General features: G+C 66.8%; 20 protein-coding genes. 12 read left to right on the top strand and 8 right to left on the bottom strand.

From position 1 onward, the window contains the following. Positions 1-61: 61 nt before the first annotated feature. From DFR24_RS24380 to DFR24_RS07030, 4 genes are read right to left on the bottom strand one after another with little or no spacing between them, the layout of a single operon-like run. Positions 62-976: a sulfotransferase gene (locus DFR24_RS24380; protein WP_162851091.1), complete on the bottom strand. Its 915-nt coding sequence runs from the start codon at positions 974-976 to the stop codon at positions 62-64. After that, on the bottom strand, positions 973-2,460 hold the full coding sequence (locus DFR24_RS24375) for a hypothetical protein (RefSeq protein ID WP_162851090.1): 1,488 nt from the start codon (positions 2,458-2,460) through the stop codon (positions 973-975). Before DFR24_RS24375 ends, DFR24_RS24380 begins: the two co-directional genes overlap by 4 nt. Then, a complete protein-coding gene (locus DFR24_RS07035) occupies positions 2,442-4,787 on the bottom strand; it encodes an HlyD family secretion protein (protein ID WP_133880582.1) in 2,346 nt (781 codons plus the stop codon). Before DFR24_RS07035 ends, DFR24_RS24375 begins: the two co-directional genes overlap by 19 nt. A 5-nt stretch (positions 4,788-4,792) precedes the next feature. Beyond that, positions 4,793-6,208 (bottom strand): TolC family outer membrane protein, encoded by a 1,416-nt coding sequence (locus tag DFR24_RS07030; protein WP_133880581.1) that lies wholly within the window; start codon positions 6,206-6,208, stop codon positions 4,793-4,795. A gap of 301 nt (positions 6,209-6,509) precedes the next feature. On the opposite strand from DFR24_RS07030, the gene DFR24_RS25140 reads away from it, so the two are divergent. Further along, complete coding sequence (locus DFR24_RS25140) at positions 6,510-7,670, top strand: OmpA family protein (RefSeq protein WP_162851089.1); 1,161 nt, start codon at positions 6,510-6,512, stop codon at positions 7,668-7,670. Positions 7,671-7,759: 89 nt separating this feature from the next. Here the strand turns inward: DFR24_RS25140 and DFR24_RS07020 are convergent, their stop codons facing one another. The 3 genes from DFR24_RS07020 to purB all read right to left on the bottom strand — a co-directional run bounded on the left by DFR24_RS07020 (position 7,760) and on the right by purB (position 10,145). Continuing rightward, on the bottom strand, positions 7,760-8,179 hold the full coding sequence (locus DFR24_RS07020) for an MAPEG family protein (protein ID WP_133880579.1): 420 nt from the start codon (positions 8,177-8,179) through the stop codon (positions 7,760-7,762). A gap of 74 nt (positions 8,180-8,253) precedes the next feature. Beyond that, complete coding sequence (locus tag DFR24_RS07015; RefSeq protein ID WP_133880578.1) at positions 8,254-8,772, bottom strand: DUF7931 domain-containing protein; 519 nt, start codon at positions 8,770-8,772, stop codon at positions 8,254-8,256. Continuing rightward, complete coding sequence (gene purB, locus DFR24_RS07010) at positions 8,769-10,145, bottom strand: adenylosuccinate lyase (protein ID WP_133880577.1); 1,377 nt, start codon at positions 10,143-10,145, stop codon at positions 8,769-8,771. The genes DFR24_RS07015 and purB overlap by 4 nt, the downstream gene beginning before the upstream one ends. A 94-nt stretch (positions 10,146-10,239) precedes the next feature. On the opposite strand from purB, the gene DFR24_RS07005 reads away from it, so the two are divergent. From DFR24_RS07005 to DFR24_RS06960, 11 genes are all read left to right on the top strand, one after another. Next, on the top strand, positions 10,240-11,667 hold the full coding sequence (locus DFR24_RS07005) for a class II fumarate hydratase (protein ID WP_133880576.1): 1,428 nt from the start codon (positions 10,240-10,242) through the stop codon (positions 11,665-11,667). A 40-nt stretch (positions 11,668-11,707) separates the two neighbouring features. After that, positions 11,708-13,255, top strand: coding sequence for a 4-hydroxyphenylacetate 3-hydroxylase family protein (locus DFR24_RS07000; RefSeq protein ID WP_133880575.1), 1,548 nt, complete (start codon positions 11,708-11,710; stop codon positions 13,253-13,255). 34 nt (positions 13,256-13,289) lie between these two features. Continuing rightward, positions 13,290-14,681 carry an adenylate/guanylate cyclase domain-containing protein gene (locus DFR24_RS06995; RefSeq protein WP_133880574.1) on the top strand — a complete coding sequence of 464 codons (1,392 nt, stop codon included), beginning with the start codon at positions 13,290-13,292 and terminating at the stop codon, positions 14,679-14,681. Positions 14,682-14,922: 241 nt separating this feature from the next. Further along, positions 14,923-16,218, top strand: coding sequence for an adenylate/guanylate cyclase domain-containing protein (locus DFR24_RS06990; protein WP_133880573.1), 1,296 nt, complete (start codon positions 14,923-14,925; stop codon positions 16,216-16,218). A gap of 19 nt (positions 16,219-16,237) precedes the next feature. Further along, positions 16,238-17,545, top strand: coding sequence for an adenylate/guanylate cyclase domain-containing protein (locus DFR24_RS06985; RefSeq protein ID WP_133880572.1), 1,308 nt, complete (start codon positions 16,238-16,240; stop codon positions 17,543-17,545). After that, positions 17,545-18,396, top strand: a complete 852-nt coding sequence (locus DFR24_RS06980) for an MBL fold metallo-hydrolase (RefSeq protein WP_210772349.1) — start codon at positions 17,545-17,547, stop codon at positions 18,394-18,396. Before DFR24_RS06985 ends, DFR24_RS06980 begins: the two co-directional genes overlap by 1 nt. Before the next feature lie 14 nt (positions 18,397-18,410). After that, entirely contained in the window at positions 18,411-18,671 is a 261-nt protein-coding gene (locus DFR24_RS06975; RefSeq protein WP_133880571.1) for a hypothetical protein, read from the top strand. Positions 18,672-18,986: 315 nt separating this feature from the next. Further along, complete coding sequence (locus DFR24_RS06970) at positions 18,987-20,519, top strand: fumarate hydratase (RefSeq protein WP_133880570.1); 1,533 nt, start codon at positions 18,987-18,989, stop codon at positions 20,517-20,519. A gap of 88 nt (positions 20,520-20,607) precedes the next feature. Next, on the top strand, positions 20,608-21,417 hold the full coding sequence (locus DFR24_RS06965) for a class I SAM-dependent methyltransferase (protein WP_133880569.1): 810 nt from the start codon (positions 20,608-20,610) through the stop codon (positions 21,415-21,417). Positions 21,418-21,563: 146 nt separating this feature from the next. Next, positions 21,564-21,731 (top strand): hypothetical protein, encoded by a 168-nt coding sequence (locus DFR24_RS24370; RefSeq protein ID WP_162851088.1) that lies wholly within the window; start codon positions 21,564-21,566, stop codon positions 21,729-21,731. Between the two features lie 5 nt (positions 21,732-21,736). After that, on the top strand, positions 21,737-22,057 hold the full coding sequence (locus tag DFR24_RS06960) for a hypothetical protein (RefSeq protein WP_133880568.1): 321 nt from the start codon (positions 21,737-21,739) through the stop codon (positions 22,055-22,057). Between the two features lie 10 nt (positions 22,058-22,067). On the opposite strand, the gene DFR24_RS06955 is transcribed toward DFR24_RS06960, so the two are convergent. Continuing rightward, positions 22,068-23,318, bottom strand: a complete 1,251-nt coding sequence (locus tag DFR24_RS06955) for a dicarboxylate/amino acid:cation symporter (RefSeq protein ID WP_133880567.1) — start codon at positions 23,316-23,318, stop codon at positions 22,068-22,070. Positions 23,319-23,336 lie beyond the last annotated feature (18 nt).

Here is a 23,336-nt window from a genome sequence, read left to right as displayed (position 1 = left end):
CGCGGCGCATCCCGGGAAATCTTGCGCGCGGTGATCGCAGGCGGATCAGCGGACGAACGTCTCAGGCGTATCCGTATCGCTGTGCGAGATGCACGACCTGCGCATCCAGCCCTTCCGGCTCTGCCTGCCAGGGCATCGGACCCGAAAGCGTGGTCAGCGCTGCGAGTCGGAGATCCTCGTCGCTGAACGGCTCGAGAACTTCGGGCTCCAGCCCGTAGGGCGCCGTGCCCGGACCGTAGCCCGCGAAGGTCCACTCGTGCGGATCCGACATCGACCGCAGCGTGGTTTCGTCGTTTTGCAGGTCCAGCCAGCGGCACAGATCGGCCAGGCTCTGCGCAGACGGCTCCGACAGATCTTCGTCGCGCAGACGCCGATGCTGTCCGGCGGGCAGTCGTTGCAACAGCCGTTCGATATTGGTGTTCGAGCGCAGCCAGGGAATCTGCGGCTCGACCTGCGGCGGGCGAAACGCATGGTCCTTGTAGTCCTGCGGAACGAACAGACGCTCGCGCGCCCAGGCGGCCAGCAGACAGCCCTGTTCCCAGGGATGTCGCACGAGATGGACGATGCTGACGTCGGGGATCTGCTCGCTGAGCCGCTGCAGATCCATCGGACGCAGCGGCGATTCGCTGTCGGGAACCACGAGCCGTCGCGGTGCGGCCCGCGCCGCCAGATGCAGCGCGACCTGGCCGGTGGGCAGGTCGATGCGCTGTTCGAGCCACTCGCGGGCGCACGCGATGGCGGCATCGCTCTGATTGCCGAATTCGAGTTCGGCGAGCGCGCGCAGCAGGCCATGCGCATGCGCGCCCTGCCCGATGTCGAAGATGTCCAAGAGTTCGCCGACGGTGGGCGCCAAGAACAGATTGAGTTCGGGTGTAGCGAACAAGCCCGGATGGCGCCCCAGGCAACCGGCGAGCCAGGACGCGCCACTGAAGGGCGCGGCGAGAATCCAGATCGGCGCGGCGACGGGCGTGCTCACGCCGGGTTGCCGCCGGGTTGGCCCAGCCACACTTCGCAGCCGCCGCGCGGATTGGGAACGTACTCCCACTCCCCATTGCGCTTGAGCGCGATCTTCGGCCCGAACGGATTCGCCGTGGCCACGAACAGTCCATGCGGCGTCGACACGATGTTGCGGATGCCCCAGTTGTACTTGTTGCCGAAGCCGTTGCGGGTGACCGCTTCCCAGTGCACGCCGTCGGGCGTGCGCCACAGTTCGCTGCCGCCCTGACGCGACACGAGTTCTTCGAGGCCCCAGCGACGGATCAGCGTGACCATGTCTTCGGGCCAGGCGTTGATCGCCATGTACGGCAGCAGATTGAGCCAGCAGTACGTGCCGGCGTAGAGCCAGCCGTCGTGCTCGCACAGGCGCCAGATGTAGCCGTTGAACAGGCTGTCGAAACCCGCCCCCAGTCCGGACAGCGGAAACTTCAGGCCCTGCTCGGTACTGCGCGGGTCGCCGACGATCAGGTCCCAGGAATCGTCGGGCCACACGCGGATCAGTTCGGCGGCTGCCGGTCCGATGCCGGCGCTGCGATGAAAGCCGCCGTTGATGATTCCGCAGCCGATGTACAGCGCACCCTTGAACTCGCACATCGCGCCGGAGCCTTCGTTGTTGCGACCGCGGCCCGCGCCGCGGTCGTACACCTTGGTCCAGCGATAGGGTGGGGTGCCGCCGCGGGTCTTCCAGACTTCGGTGCCGGTGGCGGGATTGACGGTGCCGCCGTAGAGGTGCCCGTCGAACTGCGCGAGTTCGAACACCGTGGCGTTGTCCGGATTGCCGAATCCTTCTTCGCTGGCCGCCACCCAGGTTTCCTGCGTGAGATCAGCGTTGGCGTAGACGATGGCCTCGGAACCGATGTCCTGGATGAAGCCCTTGCTGGTGCCCGAGCCGGTCGGGCTCAGGTGCACGCGGCCATCGAACAGTTCGAGTGCGCGGCAGGTGCGCACCGCCGGCCCGAACTTTGGCCGCTTGATCGGGCGGAACGTGACGCCGTCCTCGCTGCGCAGGACGTCCGGAGAGTGCGCGGTGTGCGGCGACCAGGCCGACACGTACAGGCAGGGTTTCGGATCACCATCGGCCTGGATCACCGCCATGCCGCGAAAGCCGATGTAGCTGGGCACGTCGTCGCGGCCGTTGTTGCCATGGACGACTGGCGAGCGGAACGCCAGGCGCCAGGTGTCGGTCGCCGGCGTGTACTCCCAGATCTGGGCGCGGCGGTCCAGGTCGTAGAGATCCTTCGGGCACTCGATCGGCCAGGGATTGATGCCGGGACGCTCGCCGGCCAGGCGCAGCGCCGCGAAGTTCGCGCGCGACGTGCCGACGAAGATGCGCCCGTCGAACCAGCACATGCTGTGGGCGTAGTGGTTCCAGCCGTCGCCGAATCCGTTGAGGCAGATCAGCCGGAAGTCCGATTCCGCGAGCGACCGGCCCGTGCCGGCCGCGTTTACGGAATCCAGGACCACAACTCGACCATGAAGAAGCGCACCAGCGCGCGGCTGAAGACGACGATCACCGGCTTCCAGCCTGCGCGGATCTTGGCGTTGCCCGTCAGGCCTGCCTTCAGGCGCTGGTCCGGATCCAGCAGGACGACCTGGACGCGCACGATGCGGCCGTACTCGCCGTCTTCGGCGTTGGGCGCCACCGTGCGCACGGTGCCCTTGAAGCTCGAGTTGGGGTAGGCCCAGAACTTGGCCGACACCTTGGCGCCGATCTCGATGGCGCCGACCGAGGATTCGGGCAGGCGGATCTCGGCGATCAGCTCGGCGGTGTCTTCGATCGTGGCGAGCAGCTCGCCGCGTTCCAGATAGTTGCCCTGCGCGAACATCAGGCGCGGTGCGACGACACGGCCTTCGATCGGCGACGCCACGTGGGTCGCCGCCAGCTCTTCCTTGGCCAGATCCAGTTCCGCCTGCACCCTGCGCAGATCGGCTTCGATGCTCTGGATCCGCTCGTCCTGCGCCGGGCTGCTGACCAGGGTCAGCGCGCTCTGCGCTTCGCTCAGCTCGAGGCGGGCGACGTCGGCGGTGCCGCGCGCGCGGTCGTATTCCTGCGGCGTGACCGACTTGCCCTTGTAGGCGTTGGCGATGCGCTGGAACGCCGCGCTTGCGACCTGCGACGTGGTCTTGGCGGTCGCCACGCGCTGGCGCGCAACCTCGATCTCTTCGGTCTTGGCGCCCTTGCGCGTCAGCGCGAGGTCCGCTTTCAGGCTGGCAAGGGAGGCCTCGCTCGCCGCCACCTTGGCGCGCTGCGCAGTGTCGTCGATGCGCACGATCGCCTGGCCGGCCTTGACCGTGTCGCCTTCCTTGGCGAGCACTTCACGCACGTCACCGGTGGTCAGCGCCCGCACGTCCGCACGATTGCGTGGCAGGACCTCGAAGCCGCCGCCCGGTGCGTAGGGATAGGGAATCAGGCAGGCCAGTGCCACCACGGCGGCGACGATCATCTGCTTGCGCGTCGGACGCCACGGCTTCTTCTTCAACTGGCCCAACGTGGTGCGCTCGACCGAGACGCGCGAATACTGCTTGACCATCAGGACTCCCCAAACCGCCAACAGGATGACGATACCGGTGCCCTGGAGGCGACGCTCGAGCGCGCCTCCGAGCAACCACGCGACGATCGCGACCGACGCAATCGAGAACAGCAGGACCAGGACCGCATAGATCACCAGGAACCCGCGCGACAGCTTGCGCGTCTGCGTCATCCAGGGGCGTTCGTAACCCATCAGGGCCGCGACCGACTGACGGCGCAGGTCGAGGATGCCCAGACGATTGGCGAGCAGGAAATACCCGTCGCGAACCGACAGTGGATTCAAGCGCAGAAGCAGTGAGATTGCCGAGGCCATGGCGGCGGACGTGGCCGCTCCGGCGATGACCGGCGTGATCGGGCTGGTCAGGAACCACACGAACACACCCAGCACCATCAGCGCCGCGGTCCCGACCAGGCCCGCGCCGACGACGCGCAGGCGATCGCGCTTGCCGGCCCGTTCGGCCGCGCCGGCGCTGTCGGTCAGCAGGTACGGAAAGATGCGGAAGTTGAACGAGATGCCGATCCGGGGCGTCTCGGCGGTGTAACGCACGACCGCGGCCGCGCGCGCCGACATCGAAAAGAGATTGACCAGCCAGGACGCCGTCACGATGGCGAGGACGATGCGCCAGCCGGACAGGTACTGGATACCGAACACCAGCCAGGCGTTGCGGTGCGCAAACAGCAGGATCAGCGCGAACAGGCACAGCGCGAACAGACCCGCGAGGTGCACGCGCGATTGCAGCGGCCAGATCAGCCAGCGCCCGAAGCCGACGAAGGGCCCGGGCGACAACTCGAAGTCGATGCGCGCCGGATCACCGAGCCGGGCGCCGGTGGTTCCCGTCAACGAACCCAGCAATGCCGGCTGCACCAGCGAGCCCGGCATCGTCGACGGCGGGTGCGAGGCACTGCCGGAGTAGGAAGGGCGCGTCTGCGGACCGCCGGCCCATCCCAGCGCCTGCCGCTCTTCGTCGGTGTGCGCGGGAGGCGGCAGGGGTTCGTGGCTACCCGGGTGGATCAGTCCGCGTACCGCCAGATCGGCGACGAATCCTTCCAGCGTCGTGGCCGCCAGCGCCCGCTTGAGGCGGTCACGGGCTTCCTGCAGGACGGACAAGGTGCTGCGCGTGCCGTCGAACAGGCGGGCGAGTTCGTAGTCCTCGCCCGAGAGCAGCGTGGCGCCCGCCGAGCCATTGGCGGGAATCAGGACATCGCCGGCCGGCAGTGTTTCGCCCGTGGCGTCGAACCGCCGGTAACGCGAGCCGAACATGGGGCTCAGGGCGACTCCGATGCCGTTCGCAGCAAGCGGTCGAAGGGTGCGAGATCGGCAGCGACGAGATTGCCCGCGGCCAGCTTGAGACGCAGGCTGTCGAGAATGTAGAGATAGCGCGCGTCGGAGTAGGTGCGCTCGGCGTCGAAGCGTTCCTCGAGCGAGCGCAGCACGTCGGCGTTGGTGCGGGTTCCTGCATCGAAGCCCGACATCGTCGCCTCTTCGGAGGCGCGCGCCGCGAGCACCGCGTCCCAGCGGGCGGGGACCTTGTTCAGCGAATTGAGCAGCGAGGTGAAGGCCTGGCGCGCATCGCGCTCGGCCTTGCCTTCGGCGGCCTCGATCAACGCTTGAGCGCCTTCGACACCGGCTTCCGCGGCGGCGATCGCGGCCTGGATCGTGCCGCCCGAGTACAGCGGCAGCACGAAGTCCACGCCGATGCGGGCTTCCTTCTCGCTGCGCTCGCCGCTGATGCCGCCGTCCAGATCCAGGTACGTGGCCGAACCGACCGCCTGGATCTTCGGCATGCGGGCATAACGCGCCTTCTCGGCGTCCAGCTCCGCGATCTGGGCGGCGATGCGGGCCTGGACGACGTCCAGGTTCTGGCTGCGTGCGCGTACCACCCAGCTCTGCGAATCCGCCGGCTCGGGCCGGCTCAGGACCATGCCCTCGGGCAATGCCCGCAGGTTGCGGACGGGCCGGCCGACCGTGAGGTCCAGCGTCGAACCTGCGATATCCACCTGGCCTTCGGCCTGGACCAGATTGGCCAGCGCGGTCGAGTGCTGCGCGGACGCCGCCAGAACATCCGCTTCCAGTGCGAGGCCGGCTTCGCCGCGCGCCCGGATCTGCTTGAGCTGTCGCTCCACCGCCGCAGATTCCGCCTGCGCGAGGCGTCGTGCGTCCTGCGCCGAGAGAACGGCGAGATAGGCGCCGACGACGTCGATCAGCAGCTCGTCCTCGGCTTTTTCGAGCGCGAAGCGGGCCTGGCTCAGTTTCAGTCCGGCCTGATCGCGCGAGATCCAGAGGTCGGGCTGATAGAGCGGCTGGGACAGCTTGACCCCCGCCAGTCCCTTTCCGTAATCGTCGTCGGCGCGCACGTTGGCGACGCTGTAGTAGTCGCCTTTGACTTCCTGGTAGCCGTAGTCGTAGCTCGCACCCAGGCCGACCTGGGGCAGCAGGCGTCCAACCGCCGCACGTTCGAGTTCGGCGACCGCGCGGGTGGCGGAGAGCTGGGCCCGGTAGGCCGCGTTGTGCGTCAGTGCTTCGGTGTACGTGGTCAGCAGCGATGTCGAGTCGAGCGCTTGCCTTTCCGTGTCGACCTGCGCCGAGACCGCCGCCAGAGGCAGCGCCAGTCCCGCCAGAGCGGAGGCCCACAGCCAGCCGAGGTGTGACGCGAGCGACCGCGCCGGTGCGCTTCGATTCATGTGGAAGTTGGCTTGTTGCAGTGACCGGCCCGATTCCGGTCCCCCAAGACGTCGAGTTTACCCGCGGCCATGTCCACGCGCTGCGGCCTCGGGCGCGCCTGACGCTACGTTCATCAGTTGCTTCGACCCGAAACAGGACGCCGGATCGATTCGCGCTGCGTTGCCGCCGCGCGCAGGGCTCCGCTACAGTCGGGCCCTTCGTGACTCGTTCGGACGACAAACAACAAAGATGAGGACGTGGTCGCGTTGTGTTGCCGCCAGCGCTCTGCTGGCCGCGTCCCTGACGGCAGGGGCGGCGCCGATGCCGCAGGGGAATTACCTGATCGGCGGAGGCTTCGTCGAGATGGGTGATTCAAACCGCCATTCCGACCACGGCCTCGGACTCGATCTGGGCGTCGGCTTCCTGCTCGAGAATCGTCCCGGCGAAGCGATCGAGATTTCGGTCACTGGCGTCGAGCGCGATCGGGACGTGGACGGGCGCAGCGACTATCAGCAGTCCGTGTTCGTGAACTGGCTGAAAGCCTTCGAGGCGAAGTACATCATCCTCGACGCCACGCCCTACGTTCTGCTCGGCGGCGGCGGCATCCGCGAAGACGTCCGCGGGCGCGACCATCTGCACCCGGGTGTCGATGCGGGAGCGGGGCTGCGCTTCGAGTTGCCGATCGAAGGCTGGCTGCTTCGCACCGAGGCGCGCGCTCAACTTCAGCTCAACAACGACAGCGTGCCGGATCACGACACGCTGATCGACTATCAGGCACGCGTCCTGTTGCAGGTGCCGATCGGGGTCTGGCGGGCCCCGAGTTTCGAGAGCTCGGCGCCGGAACTGCCGCCGGAAAAAGTGTCGGGAACGCCGCGCTGCGAATCGTCCTTCTATGATCCGGTTTCCGGTCGCGAGATCTGCTCGACCGATTCGGATCGCGACGGCGTGGTCGACGAAGCCGACATCTGCCCGCAGACGCCGCGCGGCGCGCCGGTCGATGCGCGCGGCTGCCCGGCCAACATCGATACCTCCGCGGTCGCCGACCAGGATGGCGATGGCGTGCCCGATGTATCCGACCAGTGCCCGACGACGGCGCCGGCGCTCACGGTCGACGCCAAGGGCTGCGTAGTGCAGCAGACGGTGACCATCGAGAGCATCCGCTTCGACACGGGTTCGGCGCTGCTCACGCCGGGCGCGAAGACGGTTCTCGACGGCCTGGCGCGTACGCTGCGGGGCCAGACCAATCTCTTCACGCAGATTCGCGGGCACACCGACGACGAGGGCGTGGCGTCGTTCAATCAGCTGCTCTCCGAGCAGCGTGCCGGTTCGGTGCGCCAGTACCTGATCCAGAAATCCGTGCCTTCGAGCCGGCTCAGTGCCAAGGGATTCGGCGAGACCGAGCCGATGGTGCCGAACGACACGTCGGAAAATCGCGAGAAGAACCGGCGCATCGAGTTCATCCTGAGCATCAGCAGTTCCTGAGGCGGGCAGGTAGGTGGGCACGGTTGTGAGATCGTGCCCCCCGTAGCCCGGACGAAGTCCGGGACTCCCCTCCAGACCGGCGGCGGCGATCAGCCCAGAAGCGACAGCGCCAACTTCAGCCACAACAGGAGCAGCACGGCATTGCTCAGGGCGAACGCCGCCAGCCGATGCAGGACGTGGTTGTAGGTCAGGTGGATCAGGCTGTGGACGATCCGCAGGCCGACGTAAGCCCAGGCCAGCGTCGTCGCCGTCGAATCTGCCGTCTGCGTGACGAACAGCATCAGGCCGACGGCATAGAACAGCACCGGCGCCTCGAGCAGGTTCATGTAGGCCCGGTTCGGGATGGCGACATCGGGCGGCACCCGCGTCGATTCGCCGTACAGGAAGTCATTGACCTGGATGCGTCCCGCCATCCCGGCGCGCACGCGGTGGAACGGGATCAGCAGCAGCACCAGCAAGGTCCAGCCGATCAGGGCCAGCAGCGGAAGCAGGATGCCGGGTGCGTTCAAGGACAGGACTCCGGGGTGGTGCCGCGGTTCAAGCGAATTTCACGTCAGCGCCCGCCAGCGCGGCGGATCAGGCCTCAGATTCCGAGCGTGGACATCTCGCGAGCGACGACGGCCTCGTTCCACAGGGCCTCGAATTCACGCAGGTGACTGCGCGCCACCATCGGCGCGTCGGCGTAATGCTTGGCTTCCAGCTGATCCGGCGAACTGCGGTACAGCACCGCGCGCTCGTCGGCGATCAGGAATTCCTCGCGCAGCTTGCGGCGTTCCTCGGGGACGGCGCGGAACTCGATGCGGCTCGACAGCAGGCGCCCGAACTGCACCAGCCGGATGCTGTTGCGCACCGCCGCCACGGGATCGTGCACGAGCACCCGCAATCGGGCACGCCGGTGCGCCAGGATGAAACTGCGCAGCTTGTCGGTGAAGGCTTCGGTGCCGAACAGCCTGCGATCCAGATCGACGCTGATCAGCGCGAGCTCGTGACGCGCGACCCCGACGACCTCGAGCGCGGCGTCGGCGAATGCCGCAGAGCCGGTGACCGCCGCGAGTTCCATCGCGGGTGGATTGCCGGGTTCGCGCGGCCTGCCTCCGTTCATGCGTTGCCGTTCTGCCGGGCCTGTTCGGGCGCGTTGCCGACGTAATCGGCCGGCGTCATCGACATCAGGCGCTGCTTGTCGGCGTCCGGGATGGCGAGCTGCTGCACGAACTCGCGCAGCGCATCGCGGCCGACCTTCTGTCCGCGCGTGAGGCGCTTGAGCTGCTCGTAGGGTTCCGGAAGGCCGTAGCGGCGCATCACGGTCTGGATCGCTTCGCCCAGGACTTCCCAGTTGTCCTCGAGATCGCGGCCCATGCGCCAAGCGTCGGCCTCGAGCTTGCGGATGCCCTTGGCGACGGATTCGAGGCCCACGAGCTGGTGGGCCACGCCGACGCCGAGGTTGCGCAGCACGGTGGAATCGGTGAGGTCGCGCTGCCAGCGCGAGATCGGCAGCTTCTCGGCGAGGTGCTGCATCACGGCGTTGGCCATGCCCAGGTTGCCTTCGCCGTTCTCGAAGTCGATCGGGTTGACCTTGTGCGGCATCGTCGACGAACCGACTTCGCCGTCCACCGTCTTCTGGCGGAAGTAGCCGAGCGAGATGTAGCCCCAGACGTCGCGGCAGAAGCCGACCAGGATCGTGTTGATGCGCGACGATGCGTGGAAGTACTCGGCGATCCAGTCGTGCGGCTCGATCTGCGTCGTCGCCGGGCTGCGCTTGAGGCCAAGGCCGGTGATGTATTCCTCGGCAAGCGTCGGCCAGTCGACGTCCGGGTAGGCGGCGTAGTGGGCGCTGTAGTTGCCGACCGCGCCGTTGATCTTGGCCAGGCACTCGATCTCGGCGAACTGTTCGCGCGCGCGCTTCAGGCGCTGCGCGAACACGCCCATCTCCTTGCCCAGCGTCGTCGGCGAGGCCGGCTGGCCGTGCGTGCGCGCCAGCATCGGCTGTTCGCCGTAGCGCACCGCGAGCGCGGAGATCATGCCGATCAGCTTGTCGACCTGCGGCAGGATCACGTCGCGTCGTGCATCACGCAGCATCAGCGCGTGGCTGACGTTGTTCATGTCTTCCGACGTGCAAGCGAAGTGGATGAACTCCTTGACCGCGCCGAGCTCGGCGTGGGTGCCGATCTTTTCCTTGAGGAAATATTCGACGGCCTTGACGTCGTGATTGGTGGTCGCCTCGATCGTCTTGATGCGCTGGGCATCCTCGATGGCGAAGCCGCTGGCGATGTGGTCGAGCCGCTCGCGCGCGGTGGCGGACAGCGACGGCACCTCGGGAATACCCGGATGCGAGGCGAGCTGGATCAACCAGCGCACTTCGGCGATCACGCGGTACCGCATCAGGCCGTATTCGCTGAAGATCGAGCGCAGGCCGACGGTCTTCTCGGCGTAGCGGCCGTCGATGGGGGAAATGGCGGAGAGGGAAGACAGGTTCATTAAGCGTCAAGCCGGGGAACGCAGGGGATTCATTGCTGACAAAGTGTAAAGGATGAGGCCGTGCCGACTGCTAGGCCACGACACCGGAGATCCCATGCCCCGACGATCCGCCAGACCCGAGAAGCCCGCTTTCCGCACCGAGCGCGACAGCCTCGGCCCGGTCGCGGTCCCCGCCGACGCCCTGTGGGGCGCCCAGACCCAGCGTGCGGTCGACAATTTCCCCGTATCCGGCCTGCGCATGCCGCGTGCCTTCATCCGCGCGCTGGGCCTGATCAAGGCTGCGGCGGCCCAGGCCAACGCCGGTCTGAAGCTGCTCGACGCGCCCAAGGCCAAGGCCATCCAGCGCGCGGCGCTGGCGGTGGCCGACGGCCAGCACGACGCGCAATTCCCGATCGACGTGTTCCAGACCGGGTCGGGTACCTCGAGCAACATGAACGCGAACGAGGTCGTCGCGCGCCTGGCCACGGCCAGCCTTCGCCGTGCGGTGCACCCCAACGACGACGTCAACCTCGGGCAGTCCTCCAACGACACGATCCCGACGGCCATCCACGTCGCGGCCGCGCTGGAACTGCGCGAGCGGCTGACGCCGGCGCTGCAGCACCTGGCCACGACCATCGAGCGTCGCGGGCGCGAGCTGCGCGGCGTGGTCAAGACCGGCCGCACGCACCTGATGGACGCGATGCCGCTGCGCTTCGACCAGGAGCTCTCGGCCTGGGCCCAGCAGATCCGCAACGGGATCGATCGCCTGGAGGCCGCGACGCCGCGCGTGCTGCGCATCGCGCAGGGCGGTACCGCAGTCGGCACCGGCATCAACGCCGATCCGCGTTTCGCGGCCCTGTTCGCGCGCTGCCTGTCGAAGCTGGCCGGGCCGCGCTTCGTGCCCAGCCCGAATTTCTTCGAGAGCCTCGCCAGCCAGGACGCCGCATGCGAACTGTCGGGCGCGCTGCGCGTGATCGCCGTGTCGCTGACCAAGATCGCGAACGACCTGCGTTGGATGAACTCGGGTCCGCTCGCGGGCCTGGGAGAGATCGAGCTGCCGACGCTGCAGCCGGGCTCGAGCATCATGCCGGGCAAGGTCAATCCGGTGATCCCCGAGGCGGTCTGCATGGTCGCGGCCAAGGTGATCGGCAACGACGCGACCATCACGATCGCCGCGCAGTCCGGCAGTTTCCAACTCAACGTGATGCTGCCGCTGATCGCGCACGACCTGCTGCAATCGATCGGCATGCTCGCCAACGTCTCGCGGCTGCTGGCCGACAAGGCCATCGCCGGCTTCACGGTGCGCGAGTCGCGCATCGCCGAGCCGCTGTCGCGAAATCCGGTGCTGATCACCGCCGCGAACAGCGTGATCGGCTACGAGAAAGGCGCGGCGATCGCGAAGAAGGCGTATCGCGAAGGACGCCCGGTGATGGACGTGGCGCGCGAGGAAAGCGGCCTGTCCGAGGCGCGTCTGAAACGCCTGCTGGATCCGGCGGCGCTGACACGCGGCGGTGTCCGCGGTGCGCGCAAGGGCGGAGATTGAGCGGCGTATCATCGCGGCAGCCCCCTTTTCGGAAGCCGCCATGAACGATATTTCCACGCCCCCTCTCGCGCGCAAGAAGATCGCGAACGGCGCCGAGTACATCGAGAGCCTGCGCGGTCGCGGGCTGACGATCTGGCTGTTCGGCGAGAAGGTCGAGGAGCCGGTGGATCATCCGATCATCCGGCCTTCGATCAACGCGCTGGCGCGCACCTACGACCTCGCGGTGGAACATCCGGATCTGGCGTCCGTCGTGTCGCCGTTCACCGGTGAGCGCGTCAGCCGCTTCCTGCACATCTGCACGTCGGCGCCGGACCTGGTCGCGCAGAACAAGATGCAGCGCCGCCTGGGTCAGCTCACCGGCACGTGTTTCCAGCGTTGCGTCGGGCAGGACGCGTTCAACGCGCTGTACTCGGTCACCTTCGAGATCGACGAGCAGTACGCCACGCCGTACCACGCGCGGCTGAATGCTTTCCTCACCGACATGCATCGCGGCAACTACGTCGTCGGTGGCGCGATGACGGACGTGAAGGGCGACCGCGGCAAGGCCCCGCACGAGCAGACCGATCCGGACCTGTTCGTGCGCATCGTGCGGCGCAGTGCCGACGGCATCTGGATTCGCGGTGCCAAGGCGCATCAGACCGGCTGCATCAATTCGCACTGGATGCTGGTGATGCCGACGATGCGGCTCGGCCCGAAGGACCGCGACTGGGCCGTCGTCGGTGCAGTGCCGGTGGATGCGCCGGGCATCACCTACATCTACGGCCGCCAGTCCTGCGATACGCGGGCGATGGAAGGCGGCAGCATCGACCCGGGCAACGTGATGTATGGCGGCCAGGAGGCGATGGTGATCTTCGACGACGTGTTCATTCCCAACGAACTCGTCTTCATGGACGGCGAGACCGATTTCGCGGCGATGCTGGTGCAGCGTTTCACGGCGTACCACCGCCGTTCCTACGTCTGCAAGAGCGGCGTCGGCGACGTGCTGATCGGGGCGGCGGCGAGTATCGCAGAAATGAACGGTGCCGACGCAGCCAGTCACGTGAAGGACAAGCTGGTCGAGATGACGCATCTCAACGAGACGATCTACGGCACCGGCATCGCCGCCAGCCACCAGGGCTTCGCGACGAAGTCGGGCGCATTTCTCGCCGACGACATGCTCGCCAACGTCTGCAAGCATCACGTCACCAAGCTGCCGTACGACCTCGGCCGCATTGCTCAGGATCTTGCCGGCGGGCTGGTCGCGACCTTGCCCAGTGAGCAGGATTTCCGCCATCCCGAGATCGGCGAGCTTCTGAAGAAGTATCTCGCCGGGCGTTCGACGTTCTCGACCGAGGAGCGCATGCGCATGCTGCGCCTGATCGAGAACATGACGCTGGGCCGCAACGCGGTGGGGTATCTGACCGAATCGATGCACGGCGCTGGCAGTCCGCAGGCCCAGCGCATCGAGATCGGTCGCGCGATGCAGCTCGAATACAAGAAGCGCCTGGCCAAGGCGCTGGCCGGCATCACGCCGGAGCTGAATCCTGAAGAAGTCGTGGAAGAGTTGGGCGGCTACTTCGGACGCGTATTCAAGCTTTCGCAGGGCTGACGCCGTCATTCCGGCCGGCGCCCCCGAGTCTTCGGTGCGCGGTGCGATGGCGCCGGGCGACGTCGTGCCCGCGAACACCGATCCACGCGGACTCGTGGATGCCGCCAACGATGGACGGCCTCCTGATCTGCGCACGCGGCTGGTCGAGCGCTTCATCGCGTTCAACACCTGGCCCGCCAGCCGCAAGCTGGCCCTGCTGACCGGGCCGGTCCTGCTCGCCCACCTGGTGGGATCCACGGTCGCCCATTTCGGTTTCGATGCCAGCGCCAACATCGATCTTGCGCGGCTGGATACGTTCCTGGGATGGTGGAGCGGGGCGGTCGCTGGCTTCTTCGCGCTGAGCCTGTGGCTGGTCTACACGGCGCGCGACTGGCGCGCCGTCCCTTACGCCTGGGTGGCGGTCTATTCGCTGTTCATCGTCTGGATGCTGCACCTGTTCGGCACGATGAGCAGCCCGCACATGCTGTGGTACCCGGCGGTGATCACGCTGTGGGCGATCTACTTCGACGAACGCGTGGGCGTGTTCAGCGCCGCCTATCTCTTCGTGTGGATCGTGCTGGTGGGAGTCCTGGAAGTGCAGGGTGTCATCGACTACGCGCCGCTGCTGCTGGACCGTACCGTGGATGCGCAGCGCAATCTGGGCTGGCTGTCGGCGCACGTGTTGGTGACCGTGGTGCTGCTCAGCCTGAGCTTCCTGCTGCAGTGGCTCGCGCTGTCCGTGCGACGGGTCCAGGAGACGCGCCTGCGGCAGGCCAATGCGCTGCTCGACCGCAGCATGCGCCTGATCCGCCGCTATGTGCCCACGCAGATCGCGGACGACATTCTCGCCGGTGGGGCGCAGGCCACCGGCGACAACGAGCGTCGGCGCCTGACCATCTTCTTCTCCGATCTCGTCGGCTTCACCGAGATCGCGGAACGTCTGGATCCCGAGGATCTGTCGCGCATCATCAACGAGTACTTCTCCGAGATGACGGCCATCGCCGAGCGCAACGGCGGCACCGTCGACGAACTCAGCGGTGACGCCATCCTGGTGCTCTTTGGCGCCCCGCGTTTCACCAACGACCGCGATCACGCGCTGCGTTCGGTGCGCACCGCGCTGCAGATGCAGGAGGCGGTCAGGGTACTCAATGCGAGATGGGCGGCCGACGGCATCGACGTGGCCTTCTGTGTGCGCATGGGCATCAACAGCGGCGTGGTGACCATCGGGCACTTCGGTTCGCCGGATCGCATGAAGTACACCGCACTGGGGACGCACGTGAACGTCGCCGCGAGGCTCCAGGCGATCTGCGAACCGGCCCAGATCCTGATCAGCCAGGCCACCTGGCTGCTCGTGAACGACCGGATGGAGTGCGCGTCGCGCGGCGACGTGCAGCTCAAGGGCCTGCAACGGCCGGTCACGACCTACCAGGTGATCGGCCCGCATTGACCGCCGCCGCCCTGCGGCACGGGGCTCGTTGCGGTAGCGCGTCGCCGCCGAGCGGCCTTCCGAAGTGAGACGCGGCGCACGGTAGCGGTCTGGTCCGACCCGGGCCGCAGGGCTAGCATCGGGCGGAGCATCGGGGAATGCGCATGGCGGCGGCGCCTGGGAACTGCGTGGAGCCAGTGGAGAGGACGGCGCCCGTCGTCGGCGCTGCCACGTCCCCCTGCGGCGCACCCGGACCGATCGCATGAAGCTGGTCGAGCGCTTCATCGAGGTCAACGCCTGGCCCACGAGCCGCAAGACCGTCCTGCTGATGGCGATCACCTTGCCGGCCCACCTACTGGGCTGGGCCGTGCTGATCGCCGCACAAGTCGACACCCAGGTCGTGGACATGGTCGTCGTCCACGCCGTCGTGGCGTTCGGCGCGATCGTGCTGGTCATCTGCCTGCTTGCCGGCGGCGTGATGGCCTGGCTCGGGCGCGAGGGGCGCTGGACCGGCTATCTGGTGGGCGTGCTCTACGGTGCCTACGTCATCGCCGTGATCCAGACCGCCGGCAACTGGAGCACGCCGTTCTTCTCCTGGTATCCGATCGGCGTGATCGTGCTGACGCTGTGGTTCGACGAGCGCATCGGCGCCTTCACGTTCGTGCTCGGCCTGCTGTGGCTGTCGCTGATCGCCGGGCTGCAGTGGAGCGATCTGCTGCCGTACGCCCCCGCGATCATCGACCGCAACATGGATTCACAGCAGACGCCGTCGTGGGCGGGCGGGGTGGTCGCGCCGATCCTGGTGTTCTTCGGCTTCTGCTTCACGCTCAGCCTGCTGGTGCTCGCGGCGCGCCGCCTGCAGACGGTGCAGCTTCGCGAGGCGCGCGAGAAGGTCGAGCTGAGCAACCGCCTGATCAGCCGCTACGTGCCCTCGCAGGTCGCGGAACGGATCATCCGCGGCGACCACGACGATGATTTTCGTCCTGCACGCGTCAAGCTGACGGTGTTCTTCTCGGATCTCGTCGGCTTCACGGCCATCGCCGAGGACCTCGACCCCGAGGATCTCGCGCAGATGCTCAACCAGTATTTTTCCGAGATGACGCAGATCGCGGACCGGCACGGCGGAACGGTCGACGAACTGAGCGGCGATGCCATCCTGATCTTCTTCGGCGCGCCGACCGCCACCACCGACAAGGACCATGCATTGCGCGCCGCGCGCATGGCGCTCGAGATGCAGCGGGCTGTGGGGACGCTCAACCAGACATGGGCGCGCGCCGGCATCGACGCCACGTTCGAGGCGCGCATGGGCTTGAACACCGGGCTGGTCACGATCGGGAACTTCGGTTCCTCGGGCCGCATGAAGTACGCGGTGCTCGGCAAGCAGGTCAATCTCGCCTCGCGGATCCGGTCGATCTGCGAGCCGGGAAAAGTGCTGGTCAGTCACTCGACCTGGCTGCTGATCCAGGACGAGATCGGAACCGTTCCGCACGGCGAGGCGACCTTGAAGGGCATCGCGCGGCCCGTGCAGGTGTACGAACTGAGCCCGGAGGCAGCATGAGCGCACGAGCGTGGAACCGATGACGCTGGTCGACCGCTTCATCGAGGTCAACAGCTGGACCGCGAGCCGCAAGACCGCGCTGCTCTCCGGCTTTGGCCTGGTGGCGCAGATCGGGGCTTCGACGATCGCGCACTTCGCCTACGCATCGACGGCGAAGATGAACATGCCGCTGGTCGATCAGCTCATGGGCGTGTTCGTCCTGGTGATCGCGGCGAACTTCGCGATCAGCCTGCTGGCCGCACGCAGTGGCAAGGAGGCGCGCTGGACGGCGTATTTCTACATCCTGTGCTACGGCACCTGCCTGCTCTCGGCGATCCACGGTCTGGGTACCTGGAGCTCGCCGATGATCGCGATCTTCCCGCTGGTGGTGATCCTGTGCGTGCTCTATTACGACGACATCCGCGTCGGCTGGTTCGCGTTTCTCTACGGCCTGCTGTCGATCAGCGCCGTCGGCCTGATGGAAGTCGTGGGTGTGCTGCCGTACGCGCCGGTGCTCGTCGACAGGACGGTCGATGCGCAGCGCTCCGCCGGCTGGATCGTGGGCCTGATCTCCACGGTGATGGGCATCTTCGTCTTCTGTTTCGCCTTCAGCGTGCTCGTGGTGATGGCGAGAAGGAGGCAGAGCCGGTTGCTGCAGGATGCGCACGCCAAGCTCAGCGAGCAGACACGCCAGCTCGAGCGGAACAACAACTTGTTGCGCCGCTACGTGCCCGCGCAGGTCGTCGACGCGATCGCTAACAGCCAGACCGAGACCGTCGCCGGTCACGAGCGCCGCAAGCTCACGCTGTTCTTCTCCGACCTCGTCGGATTCACCGAGATCAGCGAGCGCATGGAGCCGGAGGATCTGTCGCGGATCCTCAACGAATACTTCACCGAGATGACCGCGATCGCGGACCGCCACAACGGCACCATCGACGAACTGATGGGCGATGCCATCCTGATCCTGTTCGGCGCGCCGCAGGCGACCAACGATGCCGACCACGCGCTGCGCGCGGTGCGCATGGCGGTGCAGATGCAGGCGGCCGTCGATAGGCTGAACGCCAAATGGGGCGCCGATGGCATCGACGAGATCTTCAGAGTGCGCATGGGCATCAACACGGGCGTGGCCACGATCGGGAATTTCGGATCCTCCGGGCGCATGAAGTACGCTGCGCTGGGCAAGCATGTGAATCTCGCGGCGCGTCTCCAGGCCATGTGCGAACCGGGCAAGGTGCTGATCAGCCATTCGACCCAGCTGCTGATCCATGACCAGATTCCCTGCCAGCAGAAAGGCGAGACGACGCTGAAAGGCATCCAGAGACCGGTGATGACGTACGAGGTGTTGTGATGGGCGCAACGACGCAATCGAAGGGGACATCCGGCATCCGCATTCATCATCTGAACTGCGGAACGATGTGTCCCTACGGCCGGCGCTTGATGGCGGGCGAGGGCGGACTTCTCGACACCTATGAGATGTGTTGCCACTGCCTGCTGATCGAGACTGCCCAGGGCCTGGTGCTGGTCGACTCGGGCCTTGGCACCGACGACGTGCGCAATCCGCGTCGTCTCGGCCGTCCGTTCCTTGCGACGGTGCGGCCGCAGCTACGACAGGAAGAGACGGCGCTGGCGCAGGTGCTCGCGCTCGGATTCAAGCAGGAAGACGTGCGCCACATCGTGCTCACGCACCTGGACCTCGACCACGCGGGCGGCATCGCGGATTTTCCCGACGCCAAGGTGCACGTGTTCGACACCGAGATCGAAGCCGCGATGGCGCCGAGCCTGCGCGAGAAGATGCGCTACGTCTCCGCTCAGTGGGCGCACGGACCGGACTGGGTGAGGCACAAGCTGGAAGGCGAAAGCTGGTTCGGTTTCGAAGCCCTGCGCGCCATTCCGGGGCTGGATCCGGACGTGCTGCTGGTGCCGCTGACGGGGCACACGCGCGGCCACTGCGGTGTCGCGGTGAAAACGGGCGACCGGTGGATGATCCATTGCGGCGACGCCTACTTCTTCCGCGGCGAAGTCGAGACGCCGGCGCACTGTCCGATCGGCCTGATGGCGTTCCAGAGCATCATGCAGATGAACGGCCCGCAGCGTCTCAACAACCAGCGGCGCCTGCGCGAACTCAAGGCGCAACACGGCGGCGAGATCGACATCTTCTGCGCGCACGATCCGGTCGAACTGATCCGCCACCGGCACTGAGCACGGCGCGCCTCGTGCAGGACGTCAGCAAGGCGCAGTTCGAGTCCGTGTATTTCGAATACGGCCGCGAAGAGGGCGGATGGACCCGCGCGTACTGGGACCGCTTCTACGCGACCGAGCGCACGCCGCCGATGAAATACAAGGTCGAGCTGCCGCAGCGTGCGGACCAGACGCGGATGATGATCGTCGACGACTTCGCGGTTCGCGAGCACCGGCTGTTCTTCATGAGCGAGGAAGCCGAGGAACGGTTGTTCGAGGTTCCTTCGTCACCGTAGCCCGGACGAAGTCCGGGGTTGCGCCCCGTATTCGAGGGGAACCCCGGACTTCGTCCGGGCTACGAAGTCGGAATCAGAGATCGGCCTCTGCGTCTCGGTTCTCAGGGCCTGAACGTCGAACCGCGAGCCGTCGATTTCCCCGAGAAGCCCTCGTCACCGTAGCCCGGGTGTTGAATTTCGCGAAGCGAAAGAGCGGGGTTGCGTTCCGTTACACGGTCCCGAGGCCTGCCCGGACGAGTAGCGCCGCCGCACCGGCCGCTGTGGATGGCCGATAATGCCGGCCAGCCCCTTCCCAGCCGCTCTCCGAGCCGAGTCATGACGACCATCCGCCAGGACGACTTCATCCAGTCGATCGCCGACGCCTTCCAGTACATCAGCTACTACCACCCGCTGGACTACATCCAGGCGCTGGGCGAGGCCTACGAACGCGAGGAATCGCCCGCGGCCAAGGACTCGATCGCGCAGATCCTCACCAACTCGCGCATGAGCGCCGAGGGCAAGCGTCCGATCTGCCAGGACACGGGCATCTGCGTGGTGTTTCTCAAGGTGGGCATGAACGTGCGCTGGGATTCCACGCTCACGGTGCAGCAGATGGTCGATGAGGGCGTGCGCCGCGCCTACACCAATCCCGAGAACATGCTGCGCGCCTCGGTGCTCTCCGACCCCGCCGGCGCCCGCAAGAACACCAAGGACAACACCCCGGCCGTCATCCACTACGAGATCGTCGCCGGCGACCATGTCGAGGTGACCTGCGCCGCCAAGGGCGGTGGCTCCGAGAACAAGTCGAAGATGGTCTGCCTGAATCCTTCGGACTCGATCGTCGACTGGGTGCTCAAGACGGTGCCGACGATGGGCGCCGGCTGGTGCCCGCCGGGCATTCTCGGCATCGGCATCGGCGGCACGCCGGAGAAGGCGACCGTCATGGCCAAGGAAGCGATCATGGCGCCGGTCGACATCCACCTGGTGAAGGCCAAGCAGGCGCGCGGCGAGACGCTGACGAACATCGAGGCGATGCGCCTGGAACTGCTGGAGAAGGTCAACGCGCTGGGCATCGGCGCGCAGGGCCTCGGCGGTCTGACCACGGTGCTCGACGTCAAGATCATCGACTACCCGACGCACGCCGCCAGCCTGCCGGTGGCGATGATCCCGAATTGCGCCGCGACGCGGCACGTGCATTTCGAACTCGACGGTAGCGGTCCCGCGAAGCTCGAAGCCCCGAAGCTCGAGGACTGGCCGCAGGTCACCTGGAAAGCCGACCTCAAGACCTCCACGCGCGTGAATCTCGACACGCTGACGCCGGCCGAGGTGCAGAGCTGGAAGCCGGGTCAGACGCTGCTGCTCAACGGCAAGATGCTCACCGGCCGCGACGCTGCCCACAAGCGCATCCAGGACATGCTCGCCAAGGGCGAGCAGCTGCCGGTGGATTTCACCAATCGCACGATCTACTACGTCGGCCCGGTCGACCCGGTGCGCGACGAGGTCGTGGGCCCCGCGGGCCCGACGACGGCCACGCGCATGGACAAGTTCACCGAGATGATGCTGGCCAAGACCGGCCTGATCGCGATGATCGGCAAGTCCGAGCGCGGGCCCACCGGCATCGAGGCGATCAAGAAGCACAAGGCCGCGTACCTGATGGCTGTCGGCGGCGCCGCGTACCTGGTCAGCAAGGCGATCAAGGAAGCCAAGGTCGTCGGCTTCGCGGACCTGGGCATGGAAGCCATCTACGAATTCACGGTGCAGGACATGCCGGTGACGGTCGCGGTGGACGCCACCGGCGAATCCGTGCACGAGACCGGGCCGAAGAAGTGGCAGGCGAAGATCGGCAAGATTCCGGTCGTCATGGCGTAACGGGCGGGCCGCGTTTGCGGCGGCGCGCAGAAGATCATTCAGGCCGATCCCCTCGACGGGATCGGCCCTACAACGAGGAGAAGGACGGATGAGCGCTTTTCGCGATCTCGAGCACCAGGGCTGGAACGCGGCCGCCAACGAGTACGACGGCGCGTTCGCGCGGCTCACGAGCCAGTCGGTGCCGGAGATGCTCAAGGCGGTCGAGGCCGGCCCGGGTGTGCGCCTGCTGGATCTGGCCTGCGGTCCCGGCTATGTCACGGCCGAAGCGGCCAAGCGTGGCGCCAAGGTGCTGGGCCTGGATTTCTCGGCCTCGATGCTCGCCATCGCCGCGCGGCTGAATCCCGGCCTCGAGTTCGTCGAAGGCGATGCCGAGTCGCTGAAGCAGGCCGACGGCAGCTTCGATGCGGTGACGATGAACTTCGGCGTGCTGCACCTGGATCATCCGGACCGCGCGATCGCCGAAGCCGCGCGTGTGCTGGCTCCCGGCGGGCGCTTCGCCTTCACGGTGTGGGCGCCGCCCGAGCAGACCGCGGCTTTCCGCATCGTGCTGGGCGCCGTGGCGCGTTGCGGCAAGGCGGACGTGCCGCTGCCCCCGGGGCCTCCGTTCTTCCAGTTCAGCGATGCCGCGGTGTCGAAGAAGGCGCTGGAGACGGCCGGCCTGAGCGATACGCGCGTCATCACGATTCCGCAGACCTGGCGCTTCACCAAGTCGTCGGACCTGTTCGACACGATGATGGCCGGCACGGTCCGCACGGCTGCGCTGCTCAAGGCGCAGACGCCGCAGGCGCTCGAAGCCATCCGCGGCGCCATCGAGCAGGAGATGACGGCCTTCAAGACCGCGGACGGCTACGCGCTGCCGATGCCGTCGGTGCTGTCCAGCGGTCGCAAGCCGCGCTGACCGTCGCCACCGTAGCCCGGACGAAGTCCGGGGTTTTTTCTCGCCGATGAAGCGGAACCCCGGACTTCGTCCGGGCTACGGAACCCTTCCGCTGCCGACGCGATATTTGCCACACTCGTTTCCACTCCCGACCACCCGGACTCCGCATGCGCAATTTCCTGATCTACCTGGTGGGCGTGTTCATCGTCGTCGGCGCGCTGGCCTACGGCGCGCACCTGGCGGGGATCGACACGCAGTGGGTGCTCATCGGCGCGGCCGTGGCGCTGGGCCTGGGCGTGATGGGTGGCATCAGCAAGACGCAGAAACGGGACTGACGATCATGCCGCCGATCGGGAGACTCGCCGTTGCGCTGATCCTGCTGGCATCGCTCACGGGCTGCGGCCAGCCGCTTTCCGGAACCTACGTCGACGTCACTGATCCTTCGCGCTTCTATACGTTCTCGAAGTGGTCGAAGACCTGGACCAGCTATTACGAAGAGACGGGCAAGTACACGGTCGATGGCGAGTTGCTGACGATCGACTCCGGCGGAGGCCTCGCCGGCAGGATCGTCTCGGAGTCGGAGTTCCGCCTGAACGACGTCTCGGGCTGGCACCCGGAGAAGCCGTACAACGTGTATCGCCGGGCTCCCGCAGCGCCGTAGCGTCGACGCCTCACGCGGGTGCGCCGAGAACCTCGGTCATCTTCCCGCGATCCAGTTCGTTCTCCCAGCGCGCCACGACCACGCAGGCCACGCCGTTGCCGATGAAGTTGGTCAGCGCACGCGCCTCGCTCATGAAGCGATCGATGCCCAGGATCAGCGCCAGGCCCGCGACCGGCACGGTCGGCACCACCGACATCGTCGCCGCCAGCGTGATGAAGCCCGAGCCCGTCACGCCCGCGGCGCCCTTGGACGTGAGCATCGCCACGCCCAGCAGCGTGAGTTCCTGCATCAGCGTGAGCTCCACGTTGAGCGCCTGCGCCACGAAGATCGCGGCCATCGTCAGGTAGATATTGGTGCCGTCCAGGTTGAACGAGTATCCGCTCGGTACGACCAGGCCCACGACCGAGCGTGAACAACCCATGCGCTCGAGCTTCTGCATCAGCGGCACCAGCGCCGACTCCGACGACGAGGTGCCGAGCACGAGCAGCAGTTCTTCCTTGATGTAGCGGATGAAGCGCAGGATCGAAAAGCCGGTGAGCTTCGCGATCGTGCCCAGCACCACCAGGATGAACAGCAGGCAGGTGAAATAGAAGCCGCCCATCAGCTTGGCCAGCGGCCCGAGACTGTCGACGCCGTACTTGCCGATCGTGAAGGCCATCGCGCCGCCGGCGCCGATCGGCGCGAGCTTCATCACCATGCCGATCATCCGGAAGAACACCTGCGCGGCGGATTCGCAGAAGGCGACCACCGGCTTGCCCTTCTCGCCGACCTGGATCAGCGCGAAGCCGAACAGCACCGCCACCAGCAGCACCTGCAGCAGGTGTCCGTTGGCCGTGAACGCGTCGCTGAAGGTCGCCGGGATGATGTCGAGCAGGAAATGGACCGTCGACTGCTGCTCGGCCTTGGCCGCGTACTGCGCGACGGCGCCCGCATCGAGCGTCGCCGGGTCTGCATCGAAGCCGGCGCCCGGCTTGAGCACGTTGACGACGACCAGCCCGATCACCAGCGCGATCGTCGACACCACTTCGAAATAGAGGATCGCCTTGGCACCGACGCGGCCCACTTTCTTGACGTCCGACACACCGGCGATGCCGAGCACGACGGTCAGGAAGATCACCGGGCCGATCAGCATCTTCACCAGCGAGATGAAGCCGTCGCCCAGCGGCTTGAGCGAAACGCCGACGTCGGGGGCGTAGTGTCCGATCAGCCCGCCGACGATGATCGCCGCGAGGACCCAGAGGTAGAAGCGGGATCCCTGCATGAGTGTGTACGTTCCCGT

This window comes from Panacagrimonas perspica, assembly GCF_004364935.1.
Lineage (GTDB): Bacteria > Pseudomonadota > Gammaproteobacteria > Nevskiales > Nevskiaceae > Panacagrimonas > Panacagrimonas perspica.
This window is presented reverse-complemented; position numbering and strand designations above follow the sequence as displayed.